The 18,298-nt window shown below is 61.4% G+C and carries 18 protein-coding genes; 9 read left to right on the forward strand and 9 right to left on the reverse strand.

The genetic code is table 11. From position 1 onward, the window contains the following. The first annotated feature begins 9 nt into the window (after positions 1-9). Positions 10-1,197 (forward strand): Na+/H+ antiporter NhaA, encoded by a 1,188-nt coding sequence (nhaA, locus tag JFT44_RS19585; protein ID WP_057439852.1) that lies wholly within the window; start codon positions 10-12, stop codon positions 1,195-1,197. Between the two features lie 524 nt (positions 1,198-1,721). Here the strand turns inward: nhaA and JFT44_RS19590 are convergent. Continuing rightward, complete coding sequence (locus JFT44_RS19590; RefSeq protein WP_029297142.1) at positions 1,722-2,186, reverse strand: glycine zipper 2TM domain-containing protein; 465 nt, start codon at positions 2,184-2,186, stop codon at positions 1,722-1,724. Between the two features lie 157 nt (positions 2,187-2,343). Between JFT44_RS19590 and JFT44_RS19595 the strand changes: the two genes are divergently transcribed. After that, positions 2,344-2,589: a hypothetical protein gene (locus JFT44_RS19595; RefSeq protein ID WP_057439854.1), complete on the forward strand. Its 246-nt coding sequence runs from the start codon at positions 2,344-2,346 to the stop codon at positions 2,587-2,589. Between the two features lie 69 nt (positions 2,590-2,658). On the opposite strand, the gene pdxH is transcribed toward JFT44_RS19595, so the two are convergent. The 5 genes from pdxH to dinG form a co-directional block, all read right to left on the reverse strand. Continuing rightward, the gene (gene pdxH / locus JFT44_RS19600; RefSeq protein ID WP_057958718.1) at positions 2,659-3,306 is read right to left on the reverse strand and encodes a pyridoxamine 5'-phosphate oxidase; all 648 of its coding nucleotides are present in this window, start codon (positions 3,304-3,306) and stop codon (positions 2,659-2,661) included. A gap of 27 nt (positions 3,307-3,333) precedes the next feature. Then, entirely contained in the window at positions 3,334-4,344 is a 1,011-nt protein-coding gene (locus JFT44_RS19605; protein ID WP_128593659.1) for an OmpA family protein, read from the reverse strand. 139 nt (positions 4,345-4,483) lie between these two features. Beyond that, positions 4,484-5,629, reverse strand: coding sequence for a serine hydrolase domain-containing protein (locus tag JFT44_RS19610; protein WP_057439926.1), 1,146 nt, complete (start codon positions 5,627-5,629; stop codon positions 4,484-4,486). Between the two features lie 53 nt (positions 5,630-5,682). Further along, a complete protein-coding gene (locus JFT44_RS19615) occupies positions 5,683-7,953 on the reverse strand; it encodes a beta-galactosidase (RefSeq protein ID WP_198831044.1) in 2,271 nt (756 codons plus the stop codon). Between the two features lie 88 nt (positions 7,954-8,041). Next, positions 8,042-10,186: an ATP-dependent DNA helicase DinG gene (dinG, locus tag JFT44_RS19620; RefSeq protein ID WP_032858113.1), complete on the reverse strand. Its 2,145-nt coding sequence runs from the start codon at positions 10,184-10,186 to the stop codon at positions 8,042-8,044. Between the two features lie 99 nt (positions 10,187-10,285). Between dinG and JFT44_RS19625 the strand changes: the two genes are divergently transcribed. After that, entirely contained in the window at positions 10,286-10,750 is a 465-nt protein-coding gene (locus JFT44_RS19625; RefSeq protein ID WP_057439857.1) for a CopD family protein, read from the forward strand. 109 nt (positions 10,751-10,859) lie between these two features. Here the strand turns inward: JFT44_RS19625 and JFT44_RS19630 are convergent, their stop codons facing one another. The 3 genes from JFT44_RS19630 to JFT44_RS19640 form a co-directional block, all read right to left on the reverse strand. Beyond that, entirely contained in the window at positions 10,860-11,618 is a 759-nt protein-coding gene (locus JFT44_RS19630; RefSeq protein ID WP_057958715.1) for a hypothetical protein, read from the reverse strand. Continuing rightward, positions 11,611-11,901, reverse strand: a complete 291-nt coding sequence (locus JFT44_RS19635; RefSeq protein ID WP_057439859.1) for a DUF1145 domain-containing protein — start codon at positions 11,899-11,901, stop codon at positions 11,611-11,613. Before JFT44_RS19635 ends, JFT44_RS19630 begins: the two co-directional genes overlap by 8 nt. Positions 11,902-12,081: 180 nt before the next feature. After that, a complete protein-coding gene (locus JFT44_RS19640) occupies positions 12,082-12,777 on the reverse strand; it encodes an OmpA family protein (RefSeq protein ID WP_198831045.1) in 696 nt (231 codons plus the stop codon). Between the two features lie 191 nt (positions 12,778-12,968). Between JFT44_RS19640 and JFT44_RS19645 the strand changes: the two genes are divergently transcribed. The 6 genes from JFT44_RS19645 (at position 12,969) to JFT44_RS19670 (ending at position 18,185) form a co-directional block, all read left to right on the forward strand. Then, positions 12,969-13,466: a DUF6231 family protein gene (locus tag JFT44_RS19645; protein WP_057439863.1), complete on the forward strand. Its 498-nt coding sequence runs from the start codon at positions 12,969-12,971 to the stop codon at positions 13,464-13,466. A gap of 2 nt (positions 13,467-13,468) precedes the next feature. Then, positions 13,469-13,939 (forward strand): YchJ family protein, encoded by a 471-nt coding sequence (locus tag JFT44_RS19650; protein ID WP_057439866.1) that lies wholly within the window; start codon positions 13,469-13,471, stop codon positions 13,937-13,939. Positions 13,940-14,059: 120 nt separating this feature from the next. Beyond that, the gene (locus tag JFT44_RS19655; RefSeq protein WP_374068252.1) at positions 14,060-14,518 is read left to right on the forward strand and encodes an LEA type 2 family protein; all 459 of its coding nucleotides are present in this window, start codon (positions 14,060-14,062) and stop codon (positions 14,516-14,518) included. After that, positions 14,515-14,715 carry an SEC-C metal-binding domain-containing protein gene (locus tag JFT44_RS19660; protein ID WP_003189235.1) on the forward strand — a complete coding sequence of 67 codons (201 nt, stop codon included), beginning with the start codon at positions 14,515-14,517 and terminating at the stop codon, positions 14,713-14,715. Before JFT44_RS19655 ends, JFT44_RS19660 begins: the two co-directional genes overlap by 4 nt. Before the next feature lie 155 nt (positions 14,716-14,870). Next, positions 14,871-15,515, forward strand: a complete 645-nt coding sequence (locus tag JFT44_RS19665; protein WP_057439873.1) for a glutathione S-transferase N-terminal domain-containing protein — start codon at positions 14,871-14,873, stop codon at positions 15,513-15,515. Positions 15,516-15,743: 228 nt separating this feature from the next. After that, on the forward strand, positions 15,744-18,185 hold the full coding sequence (locus tag JFT44_RS19670; protein WP_198831047.1) for a penicillin acylase family protein: 2,442 nt from the start codon (positions 15,744-15,746) through the stop codon (positions 18,183-18,185). Positions 18,186-18,298: the final 113 nt, after the last annotated feature.

Raw genomic sequence — 18,298 nt, forward strand, 5'->3', positions numbered from 1 at the left:
GAGCGTCCCTTGCCTCTGCGTAGCACGTTTACCCGTTTCTTCCAGCTCGAAGCGGCCAGCGGTCTGTTACTGATCGCTGCAGCCGCCTTGGCCCTGATCATCAACAACTCGCCGCTGTCGTCGTTCTACAGCAGCTTTCTTGAAGTGCCCGTCGCCGTACAGATCGGCGCCCTGCAAATCGCCAAGCCATCGCTACTGTGGATCAACGACGGCCTGATGGCCCTGTTCTTCCTGCTGATCGGCCTGGAGGTCAAGCGCGAGCTGCTCGATGGCCATTTGTCCAAGCCTTCCCAGGTTGTGCTGCCAGGGGCTGCGGCCATCGGCGGCATGGTGGTGCCGGCGCTGATCTACTGGGCCTTGAACAAGGATAACCCGGCGGCACTCGGCGGCTGGGCCATCCCGATGGCCACCGATATCGCCTTTGCCCTGGGCGTGCTGGCACTGCTGGGCAAGCGTGTACCGGTGTCGCTGAAGCTGTTCCTGATGACCCTGGCGATCATTGATGACCTGGGCGCCATCATCGTCATTGCGATTTTCTACTCCGGCGAACTGTCCAGCGCGTCGCTGGCGGGCGCCGGCGCCTGCCTTGTCGCGTTGATCGCCATGAACCGCCTGGGCGTGGTCAAGCTCGGGCCGTACCTGATCATCGGCTTGATCCTGTGGGTCTGCGTGCTCAAGAGCGGTGTTCACGCCACCCTGGCCGGCGTCACCCTGGCGTTCTGCATTCCGCTGCGCACCAAGAACGCCGAGCCCTCGCCCCTGCTCGGCCTGGAACACGCCCTGCACCCGTGGGTGGCATACGGCATCCTGCCGCTGTTCGCCTTTGCCAACGCTGGCGTGTCGCTGGCCGGGGTCAATCTGGAAAGCTTCACCCACCACGTGCCGATGGGTATCGCGGCAGGTTTGCTGGTGGGCAAGACGGTCGGTGTGTTTGGCCTGACCTGGCTCGCCGTGAAAACCGGGCTGGCCGCCCTACCGACCGGCGCCAATTGGGGCCAGGTCATGGGTGTCGCCATCCTGTGTGGCATCGGCTTCACCATGAGCCTGTTTGTCGGCTCACTGGCGTTCTTGCCGGGCAGTAGCGAATACGCCGGGATGGACCGGATGGGCATTCTCACCGGCTCGATCCTCGCGGCATTGATTGGTTATGCCGTGACGGCGATGGCCAGTCGTAAGCAGGTGACAGTCAACGCTTAACGCGTCATGTGGGGGCAGGCCTGTCTTGCCCCCATGCACTGTTTCAGCCTCTTCTCCCCTCGCTTACAGCACTTCCTACCTTCTTTCTCCTGCGCCTCCCCTAACGTCGCACACCCGTCTGCAAGAACGGATGTCACGGCCAGGTGGGCAGGATGGCCAACAACCAGGACAGCCCCCTGCTGTCGGGGGCGTGTTCGCCAAATCCTCTCTACGAAAATCCAAAAGAACAAAGAAGATTCGCACCATGAGATATCTGATTGCAGCCTTCGATAAGGCTACTGACCTTCAGGCGTTTGTAGTCGAGCAACATGGCTGGGAGGTCTACAACCTGCCCCCGCTCAACTAACGGCTATAGAAACCTTGGCCGGCAGAGTAATAAATGACTCTGCTCATCACTTCCAACTTACCTGCAACGTTTAACGCGCCCGGTCGAAATCAAAAATCACATTAAGAAAATCCTTAGCCGAACCGAAAAAAACCCCGACCAGTCACCCAGTCGGGGTTTTTCTTTTACTGTATGACGCTTAGCGGGTAACGCGGCTGGTCCCATCTACAGTCATGATGCGCACCCGGTCGCCGATGCGGAAGATTTCGTTTTCCTGCACCGCCTGGACGTAGGCGCGCATGCTGCCGTCGTCTTCGCGCACGGTGATTTCCACGCCCTGGGTACGGGTCAGGCCTTCTTCGGTGGCCGAGCCCAGCAGGCCGCCCGCCACGGCGCCGATAACGGCAGTCACGATGCTGCCGCGACCGCCACCGATGGCGCTACCGCCAACACCGCCGATGACCGCGCCTGCTGCGCCGCCGATTGGGGTCTTGGTGCCTTCGATCTTGACCGGACGCAGGGATTCGATGGTACCCATGCGCACGCTTTGCACACGACGGGCTTCGTCACGGGAGTACGAGTCGCCGGTCAGACTGGAGGCGCAGCCACCCAGCAGCAACGACATGGTGGTAAAGCAGGCAACCAGCAGAACAGACTTACGCATAGCATCAACTCCAAAGGACATATCTTTATTAGACTCCGCTGCTTGACGCCTGTCACGGCACGGCCCGGAGAAAATTGCTTTCATTCAGCCCCAGTACAGACAGGCTGTACCGCAAAAACCGACAAACGGTAGCACCTACACCCAGACAAGGAATTTCATGGACTACTTCATCATTGTAGCTACCACCGCCGCCGGCCTGTACTTCCACTGGTGGCTGTACCGGCGGATCAAGCGCTGGGTAGATCGCGACCTGGCGCTGTCCCTGGCTGGAGACGATCAGCGCAAGCGCAACTTTATGCTGCAACAGTTGGACCGCGCCAAGGCAGAGAAGGTCAAGCGTAAGGATTTACCACAATGGCTGCAGGACGCAGCACGGCAATACACACCACAAGCCCCGGAGTAGAGACTTCGGCAGGAACACCTGACTCCAGGCCACAGCGCCCATATGGATTACAGGTGTTTAAAGGCGCACTCAGGGCGCCAGGCGCTCGCGGGTCCAGTCGGTACCCTGCAAGCGATAGTTCAAGCGGTCGTGCAAGCGGCTCGCCCGGCCCTGCCAGAACTCGATGCGTTCCGGCAGCAGGCGATACCCCCCCCAGTGCTCCGGGCACGCCGGCTGGGTATCGCTGAAGCGCTGTTCGGTCAGCGTGAGCAAGTCCTGCAATTGCTGGCGATCACGGATCACCTGGCTTTGCGGGGAAGCCCAGGCACCGATGCGGCTGCCCAGGGGGCGCACCTGATAGTAGGCATCCGATTCCTCAGGCGTGACCTTGACCACCCGCCCCTCGATGCGCACCTGGCGCTCCAGGGTCGGCCAGAAGAAGGTCATGGCAGCAAACGGGCGGGCTGCCATTTGCTGACCCTTGGCGCTCTGGTAGTTGGTAAAGAAGGTAAAACCCTGGGCATCCAGGCCCTTGAGCAGCAGGACTCGGCAGTGAGGCCGGCCCTCCTGGTCCACGGTCGCCAGGGTCATCGCGTTGGCCTCCACCGGCGCTTGCTCGGTCTTGACCGCATCGCTGAACCACTGGTGGAACAAGGCAAACGGCTCGTCCGGGGCCTGGGCCTCGCTCAAACCGTCCCGCGTGTAGTCACGGCGCATATCCGCCAATGCCTGGTTCATGGGGCTTTATCCTTCTCGCTCAACTGCTCAGTTTTTCGCCTGGTCGTTTGCCGCTACTTTTTTCGCAGGTGCCGCTGCCTTGGCGGCCACCGGCTTTTTGGCTGCCGGCTTGGCGGCGGCTTTTTTCGCGGCTGGCTTGGCGGCGGCCTTCTTGGCCGGGGTTTTCTTCGCGGCCACGGCTTTCTTGGCCACCGGCGCAGGAGCAACGACGTCCTGTACCGCTACCAGTTCAGGCTTGGGCGGGTTTGGCGAGTTGTACTTGCTCAGCAGTGCCAGCATGGTGGTGCGCTGGGTGAACATGATTTCCATGCGACGGTTCAGGGCGCGGCCCTGGGTGCTGTCGTTGGCGGCGCGGGGCATCAGGTCGCCCATGCCACGCAACATCAGGCGGTCCTGCTTCAGGCCGCTGAGGCTGAAGATCGAAGCAATGGACTGGGCACGCTCCTTGGTCAGGGCCTGGTTCTGCACGGTGTCGATGTGGCCCAGGACCAGTACGGCAGTCTTCGGATCCTTTTCAACGGCCTTGGCGACACGGGTAAACGGACCCAGGGTCACCGGCAACAACATCGCCGGGCGCTTCGGGTTGTACGAACCATCGACCGGGGCAATCACCACCAGTACGTTGTCGCGACGTTCCAGTTGCAGGTTGCTGTCCTTGATCGCGGCGCGCAGGCGTGGCTCGTAGTCATCCAACCAGGCCTGGGTGATTTTCGGGTCTGGCATCGGGATGTTGGTCACATCGACTTTGTTCAGGGGTTTTGGCTTGCTTTCAAACGGCCACCACCATTTGGTGTCGCTTTCAGCCTTGGCCACTACCGGCGCCGCAGCGGGAGCAGGTGTTGCCGCCTTCAGATCGGCCTTGAGATCAGCCTTGGCGTCAGCCGCCTTGGCATCGGCCTTGGCGGTAACGTCCTTGGCCGCCGCCTTGTCGGACCCGAATGACCACCAATGCTCGCCAGACGCATCATTTTGTGGGTTTTGTGCACAGCCAGTAATAGTGAGGCAAAGCGCCAGAGCCAAGGACTTGTTCGATAACATGAGATATCCACAAAATGAGAAAACACAGGGGTCTGAATGACCCGTTAAACGGACGCTTCACGAAGTTTAAAGTAACAATACTTTTCCAGCGTCTTTTGTAGGTGCCTTTTTAACAAAAAAACGCCAGACAGCAAGCTATTTACAGACAACCGGCCAATATTCTTACCAACTTTTGTGCGCGCGGGTCCATAAGTACATACGGCCCCAGTGTATTGGTCACAAAACCAAATGCTACATCATGTTCCGGATCGGCAAAGCCCACGGATCCACCGGCCCCAGGATGCCCAAATGCACGTGGGCCAAGGCCGAACGTCGCGTTGGGCACGTCTGGCTGGTCCAACATGCAACCCAGGCCAAAGCGGGTTTGCGTCAATAAGGTTTTATCCGGCCCAACACTGTGCTCGCGGGTCAGTTGTTCAAGCATATCGGCTTCCAACAAACTTCCGTCCAACAAACCACTATAAAACCCGGCCAAACTGCGCGCATTGCCATGACCATTTGCCGCGGGCTGCTGCATGCGGCGCCATTCAGGCTTGTTAGTGCTGGTTAGTATAGAAGGCGGATTGGTAAACGCCCGGGTAGTCATTGCTTCGGGCTCACGCAGGGTGACCTGTAACAACCGTTGGGCTGCCGCATCCCCCATATTGCCCTTGCTCCGGGCAATGTGGGCGACACGATAAAATTCCTCGTCCGCCAACCCGACATGGAAGTCCAGGCCCAGTGGCCGGGCAACCCGCGCCACAATCGACTCCCCCGGCCCACGCCCATCGGCGCGGCGCAGCAGTTCACCGACCAGCCAGCCATAAGTGATGGCCGCGTAGCCATGGCCTTCGCCGGGTGTCCACCAGGGGGTTTCGGCGGCCAGGGCGGCAGTCATCAAGGGCCAGTCATACAGGGCCTCGGCAGGCAATATGTCACGCAACGCGGGCAGCCCGGCCTTATGGCAAAGCAGTTGGCGCAGGGTGATGTTGTGTTTACCTGCCGCAGCGAACTCCGGCCAGTAGTTGGCAACCGGGGCGTCCAACTGCAATTTGCCCTCGGCTACCAGTTGCAGCGCGGTGACGGCGGTGAAGGTCTTGGTGCAGGAGAACAGGTTGGCGATGGTGTCGCTGTGCCAGGCCTCGGCACCGTCCTTGTCGGCAGTGCCGGCCCACAGATCAAGGACGGTTTGCCCGCCAATCTGTACACACAGCGCCGCACCACGCTCCTGAGGGTCGTCAAACAGCGCGGCGAAGGCTTCGCGCACTGCTTCGAATTGAAGCTCGTAATGACCCTGAATCTGCACCTGCATCCCCCTCGGAAAAGTCCTGCGTTAAATGGCGTTCATTGTTCCAGCCATTACTGGCTTTGGGAACCCGTGGCAGCCTGGGCGACCTTGGCTTTTTCAGCTTTGCGGCCCAATTGCTGGATCGCCGCCAGGTTGCTTTTACGCACACTGTCGACAAAACCCTGGAAGGGCACATCGGTGATCCCCACCAGGCCGAAATGGCCATTTTCACCGTCCAGCAATCGCCCGGTCACCGGCTGATCGAGGTACTGGAACCAGTGCACGCCAACAATCGACGGCTCGGCCATGGCCTGCTTGAGGAACGTCGCGTAGGCCGGGCCACGCGCCTCCTCCCTGGCCAAGGGCGTCAGGCCACCCCAGAACGGGCCACGGTCGGTCGAGCCGAAGTTGAACTCGCTGATCAATACCGGCTTGTCCAGCCCGCGCAGGGCGGCGAAGTCATAACCGTCCTGGGGCTTGAGGGTGTACATATTGAAGCTCAGTACATCACAGTACTGGGCGCAGGACGCCACGGCTTCCGGGGTGCTGACCGCATAGCGGCCACCCAGCAGCAGCTGGTTGGGCGCATGCCATTTCAGCGCATCGGAGATGGTCTTGAAGTAGGCGTCGGCGAAGGTCTTCTGGAAGTACTGGAAATCAGCTTCGATTTCCGGGTGCTCGGGGTTGGGAACGGGCGGCTCGAAGCCTGGATCTTCCATCAACTCCCAGCCCGCCAATTGAATACCCCAGGCTTTGGACAGGCCATCTTCGTTACGGTATTTATCGCGCAGCTGCTTGAGGAACGCACGCTTGGCCGGCACATCGGTGGTCATGCGCAGGGTGCCGTAGGCCAGGGCATAGCGGGATTTCGCATCGTTGCCAGGACCGGCCCAAGCCAGTTCGTTATCGGCAAAGAAGCCTATCAACCAGGGGTCGTCGCGATGGTCACGGGTGGCAATCGCGACCGCCCGCTCGGTGGCCATGGCAAAGCGCGGGTCGAAGGGATCGGGCATGCCGCCCCACCAGTCGATACCGGTGCTGATACTGGTGTAGTCGCCAATGATCGACAGCGGCAAGGTGTAAGGCACGCGATCCGCGCCAACCAGTTGCGGGGCGCTCCAGTTGCCGACGGTGTTGAAACCCCAGGCCTGCAGGCGGTCCAGGGTGTGGCTAACCCAGCGCGCCTGGTCAAACCCCTGGGCTGTGCAGGGCTGGGCCTGGGCCTGGGCTGCCGGGTCGCACGCCTGGCCATAGGTGCGTTGCAGGTTAGCGCCGTAGAAGTCATACCAGCGCCCCACATTGAAGCCACGCCCTACATCCGCGCCATTGCCGCCACGGTTGTCGCCACTGCCGTAATACTTGTCGAAGGGCTCACCCGCCTTGGGCAACGCGCCAAACATCCATTCGCGGCCGGCGACATAGGTCTGGCTGTTGTCCGGGGTCACCGTGTTGACGCCCAGGGAGTAGAACGGATGCCCCAGGGGTGTCACCAGGTACCAGCGCCCATCACGCTTTTCGGTACGGAAGAAGCCGCTGGCGTCAAAGGCCGGGCCCTTGGTCCAGCCGCCAAACTTGTCCAGGCCCGCCTTGTCACGCTCCGCAAGCCAGCCCTTGAGCTGTTGCTGCTCCTTGGCGGCCGCGGCTTTCAACTGCTCGTCGCTGCTGACCTTTTCCGGCCAGCGCGCGCGGTTGGACTGCCCGTAGGCATCCACCAACTCACTGTAGGCAGCCTTGAGCACCGGCTCGCTGTCCTGCACGCCAAAGCGCTCCAGCAGGATACTTTGCGGCGCAGCCGGCTGGATCATCGACAGCGTGACCGAGACCACCTGGCTGCGGTCGAGCTCGCCAGCGCTGCCGGCCAGCATCACGCGCTGACCGTCCACGGTGATCGGCATCGGCGGCCCGGCTTTCATACCCTGGCTCAAGGGCGAATTGGCTTGCAGTGGTACCAGCAGCGTTTGCGCAGGTCCCGCCGGCAAATCAATCCGGCTGACCAGGGTCTTGCCGTCGCTGCTCTGCACCTTGACGTACAAGGTCAGCGCCCAGTCCATCGCACTCTGGATACGCAGGCTCATGGCACTCGATTGCGACCAGTCCCACACGCCACTCTGCGGGCTGAGCACCAGGCTCGGTTCCGCCGCCGGGTTGAAGGTGATGCGGCGCAACACCTCGCCTTCCGGGGTCTGTTCGGCGTTGTATTGCGGCAGGCTGGCGTCCTGGGTCGCCACCTTGACCACATCGGCCGGCCGGACAAAGTTGAACAGCGTCTGTTGCCCGGCCGGCGCGGCCAGCAATGGCGCAGCGAACAACAAGGCAAAAAGAGCAGGCAGCGTGCGGATCATACGAACAAGGTTCTCCCAATTGGCCGGTGAATGGCCTGATGACATACATGAGATAGACCACGAAGTGGGCGAATTCGCCCACTGCGGCTTAAGAAATTTCGCGCCGGAAAGGCGGCAAGGCATTCAGGATCGCCTTGCCATAGCGCTGAGTGACCAGACGGCGGTCGAGCAAGGTGATGGTGCCCCGGTCTTCTTCGGTACGCAGCAAGCGACCACAGGCCTGGACCAGCTTCAACGAGGCATCCGGTACCGAGATCTCCATGAACGGATTACCGCCCCGGGCTTCGATCCACTCGGCCAGCGCAGCCTCGACCGGATCATCCGGCACCGAGAACGGGATCTTGGCGATCACCACGTGCTCGCAGTAGGCACCGGGCAGGTCGACACCTTCGGCAAAGCTCGCCAGGCCGAACAGCACGCTGGAGTCCCCGCCATCAACCCGCGCCTTGTGCTTGTTCAGGGTTTCCTGTTTCGACAGGTTGCCCTGGATAAACACCTGTTTGCGCCAGTCGCGGTCGAGGCCGTCGAACACGTCCTGCATCTGTTTACGCGACGAGAACAGCACCAGGGTGCCCTTGGAGCCTTCCACCAGCGACGGCAGGTCACGAATGATTGCCGCGGTGTGGGCCGGCGCATCCCGTGGGTCGGCCTTGAGGTCCGGCACCCGCAGCACGCCAGCGTCGGCGTGATGGAACGGGCTGGGGACCACGGCAGTGACGGCTTTTTTCGGCAGGCCGGCGCGCATGCGGAAGCGGTCGAAGGTGCCCAGGGCCGTCAGGGTGGCCGAGGTCACCAGGGCGCCGTAGGCCACATTCCACAGGTTGCGCCGGAGCATTTCTGCGGCAAGGATCGGGCTGGCGTTGACCTCGATATCGAACAGCGCACCGCTCTCCGACAGCGTCAGCCAGCGGGCCATGGGAGGATTGTCTTCCGGGTCTTCAACGGTGAAGGCCGTCCACAACTCCCAGTTGCCCTGGGCACGGGACAACAGGCTGCCAAACAACGGATACCACTCTTCGGCCTGGTTGCTGGCGATACCAATATTGACCTCGCCGTCCATGCCTTCCTTGAGCAGGTCGGTGAGGCGGGTGAACAGGTCGGTCAGGCGTGAGAAGCCCTTCTTCAACTCCACACCCATCTCGCGCATATGCTCGGGGATCAGCCCGCCGACAAAGCGATGGCGTGGCCGCTCGCGACCTTCAACGTCTTCGCCGGGCTTGAAGTCCGCCACCTGTTCGCAGGCGCTGAACATGAACTGTTGCTGGGTCTTGATCTCCCGCGCCAACTCCGGCACCTGTTCGATCAACTTGCCCAGGTCGCCCGGCAGCGGATGCTGGGCCAGCAGCTTGGTGAGGTTCTTGGCGGTGGTTTCCAGCCAGTCAGCGGTGGAACGCAGGCGTGTGTAGTGGGCAAAGTGGCCGATGGCCTTGTCGGGCAGGTGATGGCCTTCGTCGAACACGTAGAGGGTGTCGCGCGGGTCGGGCAGCACGGCGCCGCCGCCCAGGGCCAGGTCAGCCAGGACCATGTCGTGGTTGGTGACAATCACGTCGACCTTGCCCATGCCCTCGCGGGCCTTGTAGAAGGCGCACTGGCCGAAGTTGGGGCAGTGCCGGTTGGTGCACTGGCTATGATCGGTAGTCAGGCGCGCCCAGTCGGCATCTTCAAGGGCGTTGGGCCAACTGTCGCGGTCGCCGTCCCACTTATTGCCGGCCAGCTTCTCGATCATGCTGGTAAACAGCTTCTGGCTGGCCTCATCGACTTCGATCTTGAAGCCTTCTTCTTCGAACAGCGAGGCCGTGGCGGTTTGCGCGTGGCCTTCCTGCAGCAGCACATCCAGCTTGGACAGGCACATATAGCGGCCACGGCCCTTGGCCAGGGCGAAGGTGAAGCTCAGGCCGCTGTTGCGCATCAGGTCCGGCAGGTCTTTGTAGACGATCTGCTCTTGCAGGGCCACGGTGGCGGTGGCAATCACCAGGCGCTTGCCGGCGGCCTTGGCAGTGGGAATCGCCGCCAGGCTGTAGGCCACAGTCTTGCCGGTACCGGTGCCGGCCTCGACGGCCACGACCGCAGGGTCGCCACTGCGCCGGCCTTCGTCGTCGGTGTCGATATCCCCGAGGACCTTGGCCACTTCGGCGATCATCAGGCGCTGGCCGTAGCGCGGTTTCAAGCTCTTGGCTTCGAGAAAACGCGAGTAGGCGCCCTGGATCGTGGTTTTGAGTTCAGTGCTGATCATGGATAGTCGGGCGCAAAAAACGCTGGATAAATTTTCAGTGGTTCGGATCGGCCGCTATCATACCCCGCTAATTAATCCCGCGCAGAACGGAGTACCTCAATGACCGTGTTTAGCCTTGCCTACACCCTGCACGTATTGGCCGCCCTGGTATGGGTCGGCGGTATGTTTTTCGCCTGGATGATCCTGCGCCCGGCTGCAATGGCGGCGCTCGACGGCCCTCCACGGCTGAAATTGTGGATGAATGTGTTTCAGCGTTTTTTCGTGTGGGTCTGGGTCGCGGTGCTGATCTTGCCGATCAGTGGCGTCGGCCTGTTGCAACTGCGCTTCAACGGGTTTGAAACCGCGCCGCGTTATGTGCAAGTGATGATGGGCTTGTATGTGGTAATGACCGCGCTGTTTATCCGCATCCAGGCGTTGCAACTGCCTGAACTGCGCACGGCTGTGGCGGCCGAAGACTGGGCGACGGGCGCGCAGGTGCTGGGAAGAATCCGAAAGCTGGTAGGGATCAATCTGATTGTCGGGTTGGTGGTGGTGGGCGTGGCTTCGGCTCGGCCGATGTTCTGAGGTTGTTCCTCAGTGCCTCATCGCGGGCAAGCCCGCTCCCACACTTTGATTTGTGAATACCCAAAAAATGTGGGAGCGGGCTTGCCCGCGATGGGCCAGTGCCGATAGCTCAAAGCCGCTGGATGGTCACCGTACCGGCAGGCCCCGCCGGCCCCGCCTGGCCTTCCAGACCCGGCCGGCCTTTCTCGCCGCCGTCGGCGCGGTACACCAGACAGCCCTTGGACGCCCCGCCCTTGCCCGGCTTGCCGGCCACACCCGGTAAACCACCCGCACCACCCTCGACCCAGACCTTGATCTGCTCACTCGGATAATCCCGCGGCAACTCGATGCGCACCGCCGCCCCCGCCGCCCCCGGCAGCCCGTCGCCGCCGTTGTCGCCATTGGCGCCACGTCCGGCCGAACCCCAGGTGCAACCAGGGTCTTCGCCATTGGCACCATCCAGGCCGCTGTAACCCTGGGCACCGGTGCCACCACGGGCATCGACGGACAGTTCTTCTGCAATCAACCCATTGATCCGCAGGGTCAGGTCACGCCCCGGCCGGGCCGGTTTTTCATGGGTGCCGGGCGCGCCACGGGAGGTGATTTGGCTGCCATGCTCCAACTGCGCGTGCCGCACCTGCAACTGCAGGGCCGAGGCGCTGGGCACGATGGCAATCCGCGCTTCGCGGCCCAGGTGCAATTCGTCGACAGTAACCTGGGTGATATTGGCCGGAATCAACAAGGTGCCATAGTCCGCCACTTCCAGGCGCTCCAACTGCAGCACGCTGGTGCTGTTGGGCAAGCGCATCAGCGAGTGGGTCTCGACACTGACGCTTTCGGCCAGGGCAATGGGGCTGACCAGCAGGGCCAGGAGAAAAACCTTACGCATGATTGGCATCCTTGTTGTCTTGGTTAGCCGTAGGCGCAGGCAGGCTCTTTATATGGAACATCCCCAGCAACAGGATCAGCAGGCGGTCACGCCAGGGGTGAGCACGATGTTTGACGCTGGCGTTGAATAACACCAACTCCAGAAGATGGACCAGCAACAACAGGCTGCCGACCAGGTTGACCAACAGATGAAATGGATTAGTCAGCGGTTTGAACAGGTTGACCAGCACAACCGTCCAGAACAGCATCGCCAGCAACTTCCCCAATCCTAGCAACAGCTTCATGCCCTACGCCCCCTTGCACATTATTCTTTGGGCGCACAGTAACGAGTTCTACAGGCGATTTGCCAGTGAAGGATTAAAAAACTTGAGAAGGCTGCGACTTGGCGGCCAGATCGCCGAGATTCGTCTGATACAGCTGTAAGAAATGCCCCTGGCACCACCCAGGGGCATATCAGAAATGTCTTAGCGGTTGATTTGAATTTCCACGCGACGGTTCTGGGCGCGGCCGTCGGCGGTTTTGTTGTCGGCCACCGGATGGCTCTCACCGGCCCCGTTCACCGACACAAAGTTACTGCGGGGCACGCCGGAGCTGACCAGGTACTCGGTCACCGAACGGGCGCGTTTTTCCGAAAGTTTCTGGTTGTAGGCATCTTTACCGACGCTGTCGGTGTGCCCGCTGACCCGCAACTGCGCAGTCGGTGCTTCCTGTTTCAGGCGTGTGGCAACCGTGTCGAGCTTGGTTTTGTCGGCGGCCGTCAGCCGGGCCGAATCGAACTCGAAGTGCACATCACGAATCACGATGGTCTCTTCCTGGACCACGACCACTTCCTCGACGACGACCGCCTCAGGTACCGGCGGGCAGCCGTTGGCATCCACCTGCACGCCCTTCGGGGTGCCCGGGCACTGGTCGCGACTGTCCGGGACGCCATCCGCGTCTTCGTCACCGTCGCCATGCACCCAGCAATAGGCGCCGGCCATGCCGCCAATCAACAATGCGCCACCGCCAGCCCATGAAGAGCTTTCGGTAGCGCCCAGCGCGGCCCCGGTTACGCCGCCGAGGGCGGCACAGGTGGGCCAGTCGGTTTTTTGCAAGCCTGCGCAACCTGTCAATACTCCGGTTAGCAGAACCAAGGGTAGAGCTGTCCGCATGATGCTCATTTGATTTCTCCTGAGGGGATCGGCCGCAAGCCGATGGGTGGAGTAAAGACCGCTCTTTTCATCTGCGCCAGCCGGCCATACCCCCGTATTCATTGGTCTAGGCCGCTTTTTCCGGTCGACAGGCGAGCGCCCGCTCTAGGCCCGCACGCTCAAGCAGGCTAGTCTTGAAGGTTCTGATGTGAGGATCTTCGATGACCGCCGGCAATTCTTCCCGTACTCCGCAGCAAGCACTCGCTGCCCTGCTTGATCGCCAAGCCCCCAAACGCCTGCTGGTGTTGGGCGCCGGCCACTTCCCGGCGCTGGAGGCATTCCAGCAGGCGCACCCTGACACCGTGGTCTGCGTCGCCGGGCCTGGGCCATTGCCACCTGAGGTGGCCGCCCAGCGATTTGACCTGGCCCTGGTGGTCGATTGCCTGGAGCACCTGTCAAAACGTGCAGGTCTGGAGCTGCTGGGCGGCGTGCGCAACCTCAATGCCAGCCGCATCGCCGTTCTCGCCGACCTTGCCGCCTGCGGTTGGAAGGACACCGACTTTTTCTCCCTGGCCCTGCAGACCAATGAGCAGTTTTGCCGCGACAATCAGGTACTGACGCTGTTTACCTACGATCTGCTTGAATACAAACAAGTGCCGGACTGGCTGAATGCCCGGTTCTGGGCCAACCCGGAAAATTTCGGAAAGTATTGGTGGTAACCATGAGTACATCCATTTGCCCTTGCGGCAGCGGCAACCTGCTGGATGCCTGTTGCGGCCATTACCACACTGGCCACCCCGCGCCGTGCGCCACCGCGTTGATGCGCTCACGCTACAGCGCCTATGTGCTGGGGCTGGTGGATTATCTGGTGGCCACTACGCTACCGGCACAACAGAACGGCCTCGACCGTGATGCCATCGGGGCCTGGAGCGCGCAAAGCACCTGGCTCGGCCTGGAGGTGGAAAGCTCCGAGGTGTTTGGTGGGCAGCCGGAACATGCCTTTGTCACTTTTACCGCACGCTGGCATGACAGCACCGGCGAACACAGCCACCGCGAACAGTCGTCTTTCGTACAGAACGATGGGCGTTGGTACTTTATTGATCCTACGGTGGAGGTGAAGGCCGGGCGTAATGATGCCTGCCTGTGCGGCAGTGGGCAGAAGTTCAAGAAGTGCTGTTCCAGTTACCTGTAAAAACCAAGGACACCGCGCTAAACCACACAACCCTCGTCATCGTTGACGACCATCGCCGGCAAGCCGGCTCCTACAAGGGATTGCGTCATGGTCAGCCGATTACGAACCTACAGCTGTTTAATGGTATTGACCGTTGGCCTCTCGGGCTGTGCGTCCTGGTTCGCCGATGACACGCCGCCGCCACAGATCCACCTGGTCAAGGTCGAGTTGCTGCGGGCCAAGCTGCTGGAGCAGAAATTCAAGCTGCACTTTCGCGTGGATAACCGTGACGACTCGGACCTCACCGTGCGCGGCCTGATCTATAAGATCAGTCTGGCTGACGTGGAACTGACCGAGGGCGAATCCAACGAGTGGCTGACCATACCGCCCCATGGCCGGGGATTTTTCAAGGTCACGGTGCGCACCAACCTGTGGCCACAGGTGCGGGAGATCGCCGACCTGCTGAAAAATCCGCACCGCCCCATCCCCTATCGCCTGGAAGGTGAGCTGAAAACCGGATTATTCATCGGTAACGACGTGCACGTGATGCGCAATGGCGAGATAATCCCCGGCGATTTTATTCCGGAGCGACACCAATGACTCAGCAACCCCATGTCCATGGTCCTGACTGCAACCACGATCACGATCACCACGATCACGACCATGGTCATGTCCACGGCCCGAACTGCGGCCATGCCCACCAGGAACCGGTGCGCAACGCCCTGAAGGACGTTGGCCGCAACGATCCATGCCCATGCGGCAGCGAGAAGAAGTTCAAGAAGTGCCACGGCGCCTGATACGCGTCCCGCAGGAGCCGGCAAGCCGGCTCCTACAGTTCTATCGTTAGACGCAAATATTTCATTGAATTTTCGGTAGCTGAACACTACCTATACCTACAGGCACATCAGCGGGCGTCCTGCCCGTTCAAGCATCACCAATCCTGGAGAGCTTCATGATCGACCTGTATTACTGGACCACCCCCAACGGTCACAAGATTTCGTTGTTCCTGGAAGAAGCCGGCCTGCCCTACGAGGTGCACCCGATCAACATTGGCCAGGGCGACCAGTTCAAGCCAGACTTCCTGAAGATCGCTCCCAACAACCGTATTCCTGCCATTGTCGACCAGCACCCGAGCGACGGTGGCGCGCCGATTTCGCTGTTCGAATCCGGAGCCATCCTGCTGTACCTCGCGGAAAAAACCGGCCAGTTCCTGCCCAAGGACCTGCGCGGTCGCCAGGAAGTGCTGCAATGGTTGTTCTGGCAAATGGGCGGCCTGGGTCCGATGGCCGGGCAGAATCACCATTTCAGCCAGTTCGCCCCGGAAAAAATCCCCTACGCGATCAAACGCTACGTCGATGAAACCGCGCGCCTCTATGGCGTGCTCGACCGGCGCCTGGCGGACCGCAGCTTCGTTGCCGGCGAGACCTACAGCATTGCCGATATGGCGATCTACCCGTGGATCGTGTCCCATAAATGGCAGAGCCAGCGCCTGGAAGACTTCCCCCACCTGCATCGCTGGTTCAACCTGATCAAAGAACGCCCGGCGACAGTGCGGGCCTATGACCTGGTGCAGAAGGTCAACCCACCGAAATCCTGATACACGCTCCTCCCTGTGGGAGCTGTCGAGCCCCGGCGAGGCTGCGATGCAGGCGCTGGGGCTGCCAGATACAGCGCGATGCTCCTATCGCAGCCTGGCTAAAGCTCGACAGCTCGCACATCTGCTCAATCAAATCCTGAAAATTAGCATCGCCTCCCGCTTGCGTCGGTTCGCCGCGCTCACTAACGTAGCGCCTTTACTGACGCTACCCCCCGCAGGAGCTTTGCCATGGCCTCGCCAGCCCTCTCACGTTTTCTTCCCCGGTTCGGCGTTGCCGCGGCAGTGGCCAGTGCCTTGGGCCTGGCCGGTTGCCAGTCACTGAACAGCCAGGACACCCTGCCCCCCGTTTCCGGCGTGCAGCCGCTCAAGGGCCTGGCGCAGAATGTTTCCGTACGGCGTAACAGCCAGGGCATGCCGCTGATTGAAAGCAGTACCTTCCACGACGCGCTGTTCACCCTCGGTTATGTGCACGCCAGCGACCGGATCAACCAGATGGTTACCCTGCGCCTGTTGGCTCAGGGCCGACTGGCGGAGATGTCCGGTCCGGACGTGCTGGATGTCGACCGCTTCATGCGCGCCGTCAACCTGAAGAAAAGCGCCAGCGAGCTGTACAACGCCTCGTCGCCGCGCCTCAAGCGCTTCTTTGAAGTGTATGCCCGCGGGGTCAACGCCTACCTGTTCCGCTACCGCGACAAACTGCCGACGGACCTGGCCCAGACTGGCTACAAGCCCGAGTACTGGAAGCCAGAGGACTCGGCGCTGTTGTTTTGCCTGCTGAATTTCAGTGAGTCGGCCAACCTGCAGGAAGAGTTGTCCGCCCTGGTACTGGCGCAAAAAGTCGGCGCCGACAAACTCGCCTGGCTGACCCCAAGCTACCCGGACGAACCGCTGCCTGTGGCGGAGTCCGACAAGCTCAAGGGCGTCAATCTCGGGCAGATTCCCGGCCTTGCCACGCTCAACAGCATCAACGAACACCTGGGCAGCCTTAACACCCTTGGGGTTTCCACCTCCAGCAACTGGGCCATCGCCCCGCAACGCAGCCGCAGTGGTCGCAGCCTGTTGGCCAACGACCTGTCTACGCCTATGCAGGCGCCGTCCCTGTGGAATTTCGTACAAATCCGCGCGCCGAAATACCAGGCGGTCGGGGTGTCGATTGCCGGGATTCCTACCTTGCTGTCCGGTTTCAACGGCAAGGTGGCCTGGAGCATGAGCCAGGTGTCCGGCGATACCCAGGACCTGTTCCTGGAGAAGGTCAAACGCCAGGGCAGCGCGCTGTACTACGAGCACAACGGCAAATGGCTGCCGACAATCGTGCGTAACGAAACCTTCTTCGCCAAGGGCCAGCGGCCGATTCGCGAGGCGGTGTACGAAACCCGCCACGGACCGTTGCTCAACAGCGCCCAGTCGCTGACCAGCGGTTACGGCCTGGCCCTGCAAACCGCCAGTTTCAAGGACGACAAGAGCCTGGATGCGTTTTTCGACCTGTCCCGGGCGCAGAATGTGGAAAAAGCCTCGGACGCCAGCCGCGAGATTCGGGCCATCGCCCTGAACATGGTATTTGCCGACGCCATCAATATCGGCTGGCAGGTCACCGGGCGTTTCCCCAACCGCCGCGAAGGTGAAGGCCTGCTGCCCTCGCCGGGCTGGGACGGGCGCTTTGACTGGGATGGCTACGCCGATGCGATGCTGCACCCCTATGACCAGGACCCGCCACAGGGCTGGGTCGGCACGGCCAACCAGCGCACGGTGCCTCACGGCTACGGCATGCAACTGTCCAATTCCTGGGCCGCGCCGGAGCGCAGCGAACGCCTGGCGCAACTGGCCGGCAACGGCAAGCACGACAGCCGCAGCGTGATCGCCATGCAGTACGACCAGACCACGCTGTTCGCCGCCAAACTCAAAAGCATGTTCCAGGCGCCAGGCATGGCCCAGCCACTGAAGCAGGCGATTGATGCCCTGCCTGCCGCAGAGCGGGCCAAGGCCCAGCAGGCCCTGGGCCGCCTGATGGCGTTCGACGGGCGGCTGGCAGCCACCTCGGCCGACGCCGCGATCTACCAACTGTTCCTGCAGGAAAGCGCCAGGCAGATTTTCCTCGACGAGCTGGGCCCGGAATCCAGTGCCACCTGGAAAGCCTTTGTCAGCAACGCCAACCTGTCCTACGCGGCCCAGGCCGACCATCTGCTGGGGCGTGAAGACAGCCCGTTCTGGGACGACCTGCGCACCCCAGGCAAAGAAGACAAGCCGGCGATTCTCGCCCGCAGCCTGGCTGCTGCAATCACCGCCGGCGACAGCCAGTTGGGCGCAGATCACAAGGCCTGGCAATGGGGCAAACTGCACAGCTACACCTGGAAAAACACCGGCGGGCAGACGATTCGCGGCCCATTGGCAGCCGGCGGCGATCACAGTACGTTGAACGCAGCGCCCTACAATTGGGGGCAGGATTTCGCCACCAGCCAAGTCCAGGCCCTGCTCATGATTGTCGATTTCGGCCAGGTGGAACCGATGATGGGTCAAGGCGGGATCGGCCAATCCGGCAACCCTGCCAGCCCGAACTATGCCAATGGCATTGATCCATGGCTCAAGGCGCAATACCTGAGCTTCCCGATGCAGCCACAGAACTTTGAAAAGGTGTATGGCAAGACTCGTCTGACCCTGGTTCCGGGAAAGTAATCCCACGTAGGCGACCCGCCCGCACTGCAATGGTGCTGAAGATTTCTAGCGCCCGATATCGGGCGCTTCCTACGTTACCCTTCGTGTAATCCCGCCAATTAAAAAGACTGTTC

The sequence above is a fragment of the Pseudomonas sp. MF5691 genome (assembly GCF_016405645.1).
GTDB lineage: Bacteria > Pseudomonadota > Gammaproteobacteria > Pseudomonadales > Pseudomonadaceae > Aquipseudomonas > Aquipseudomonas shahriarae.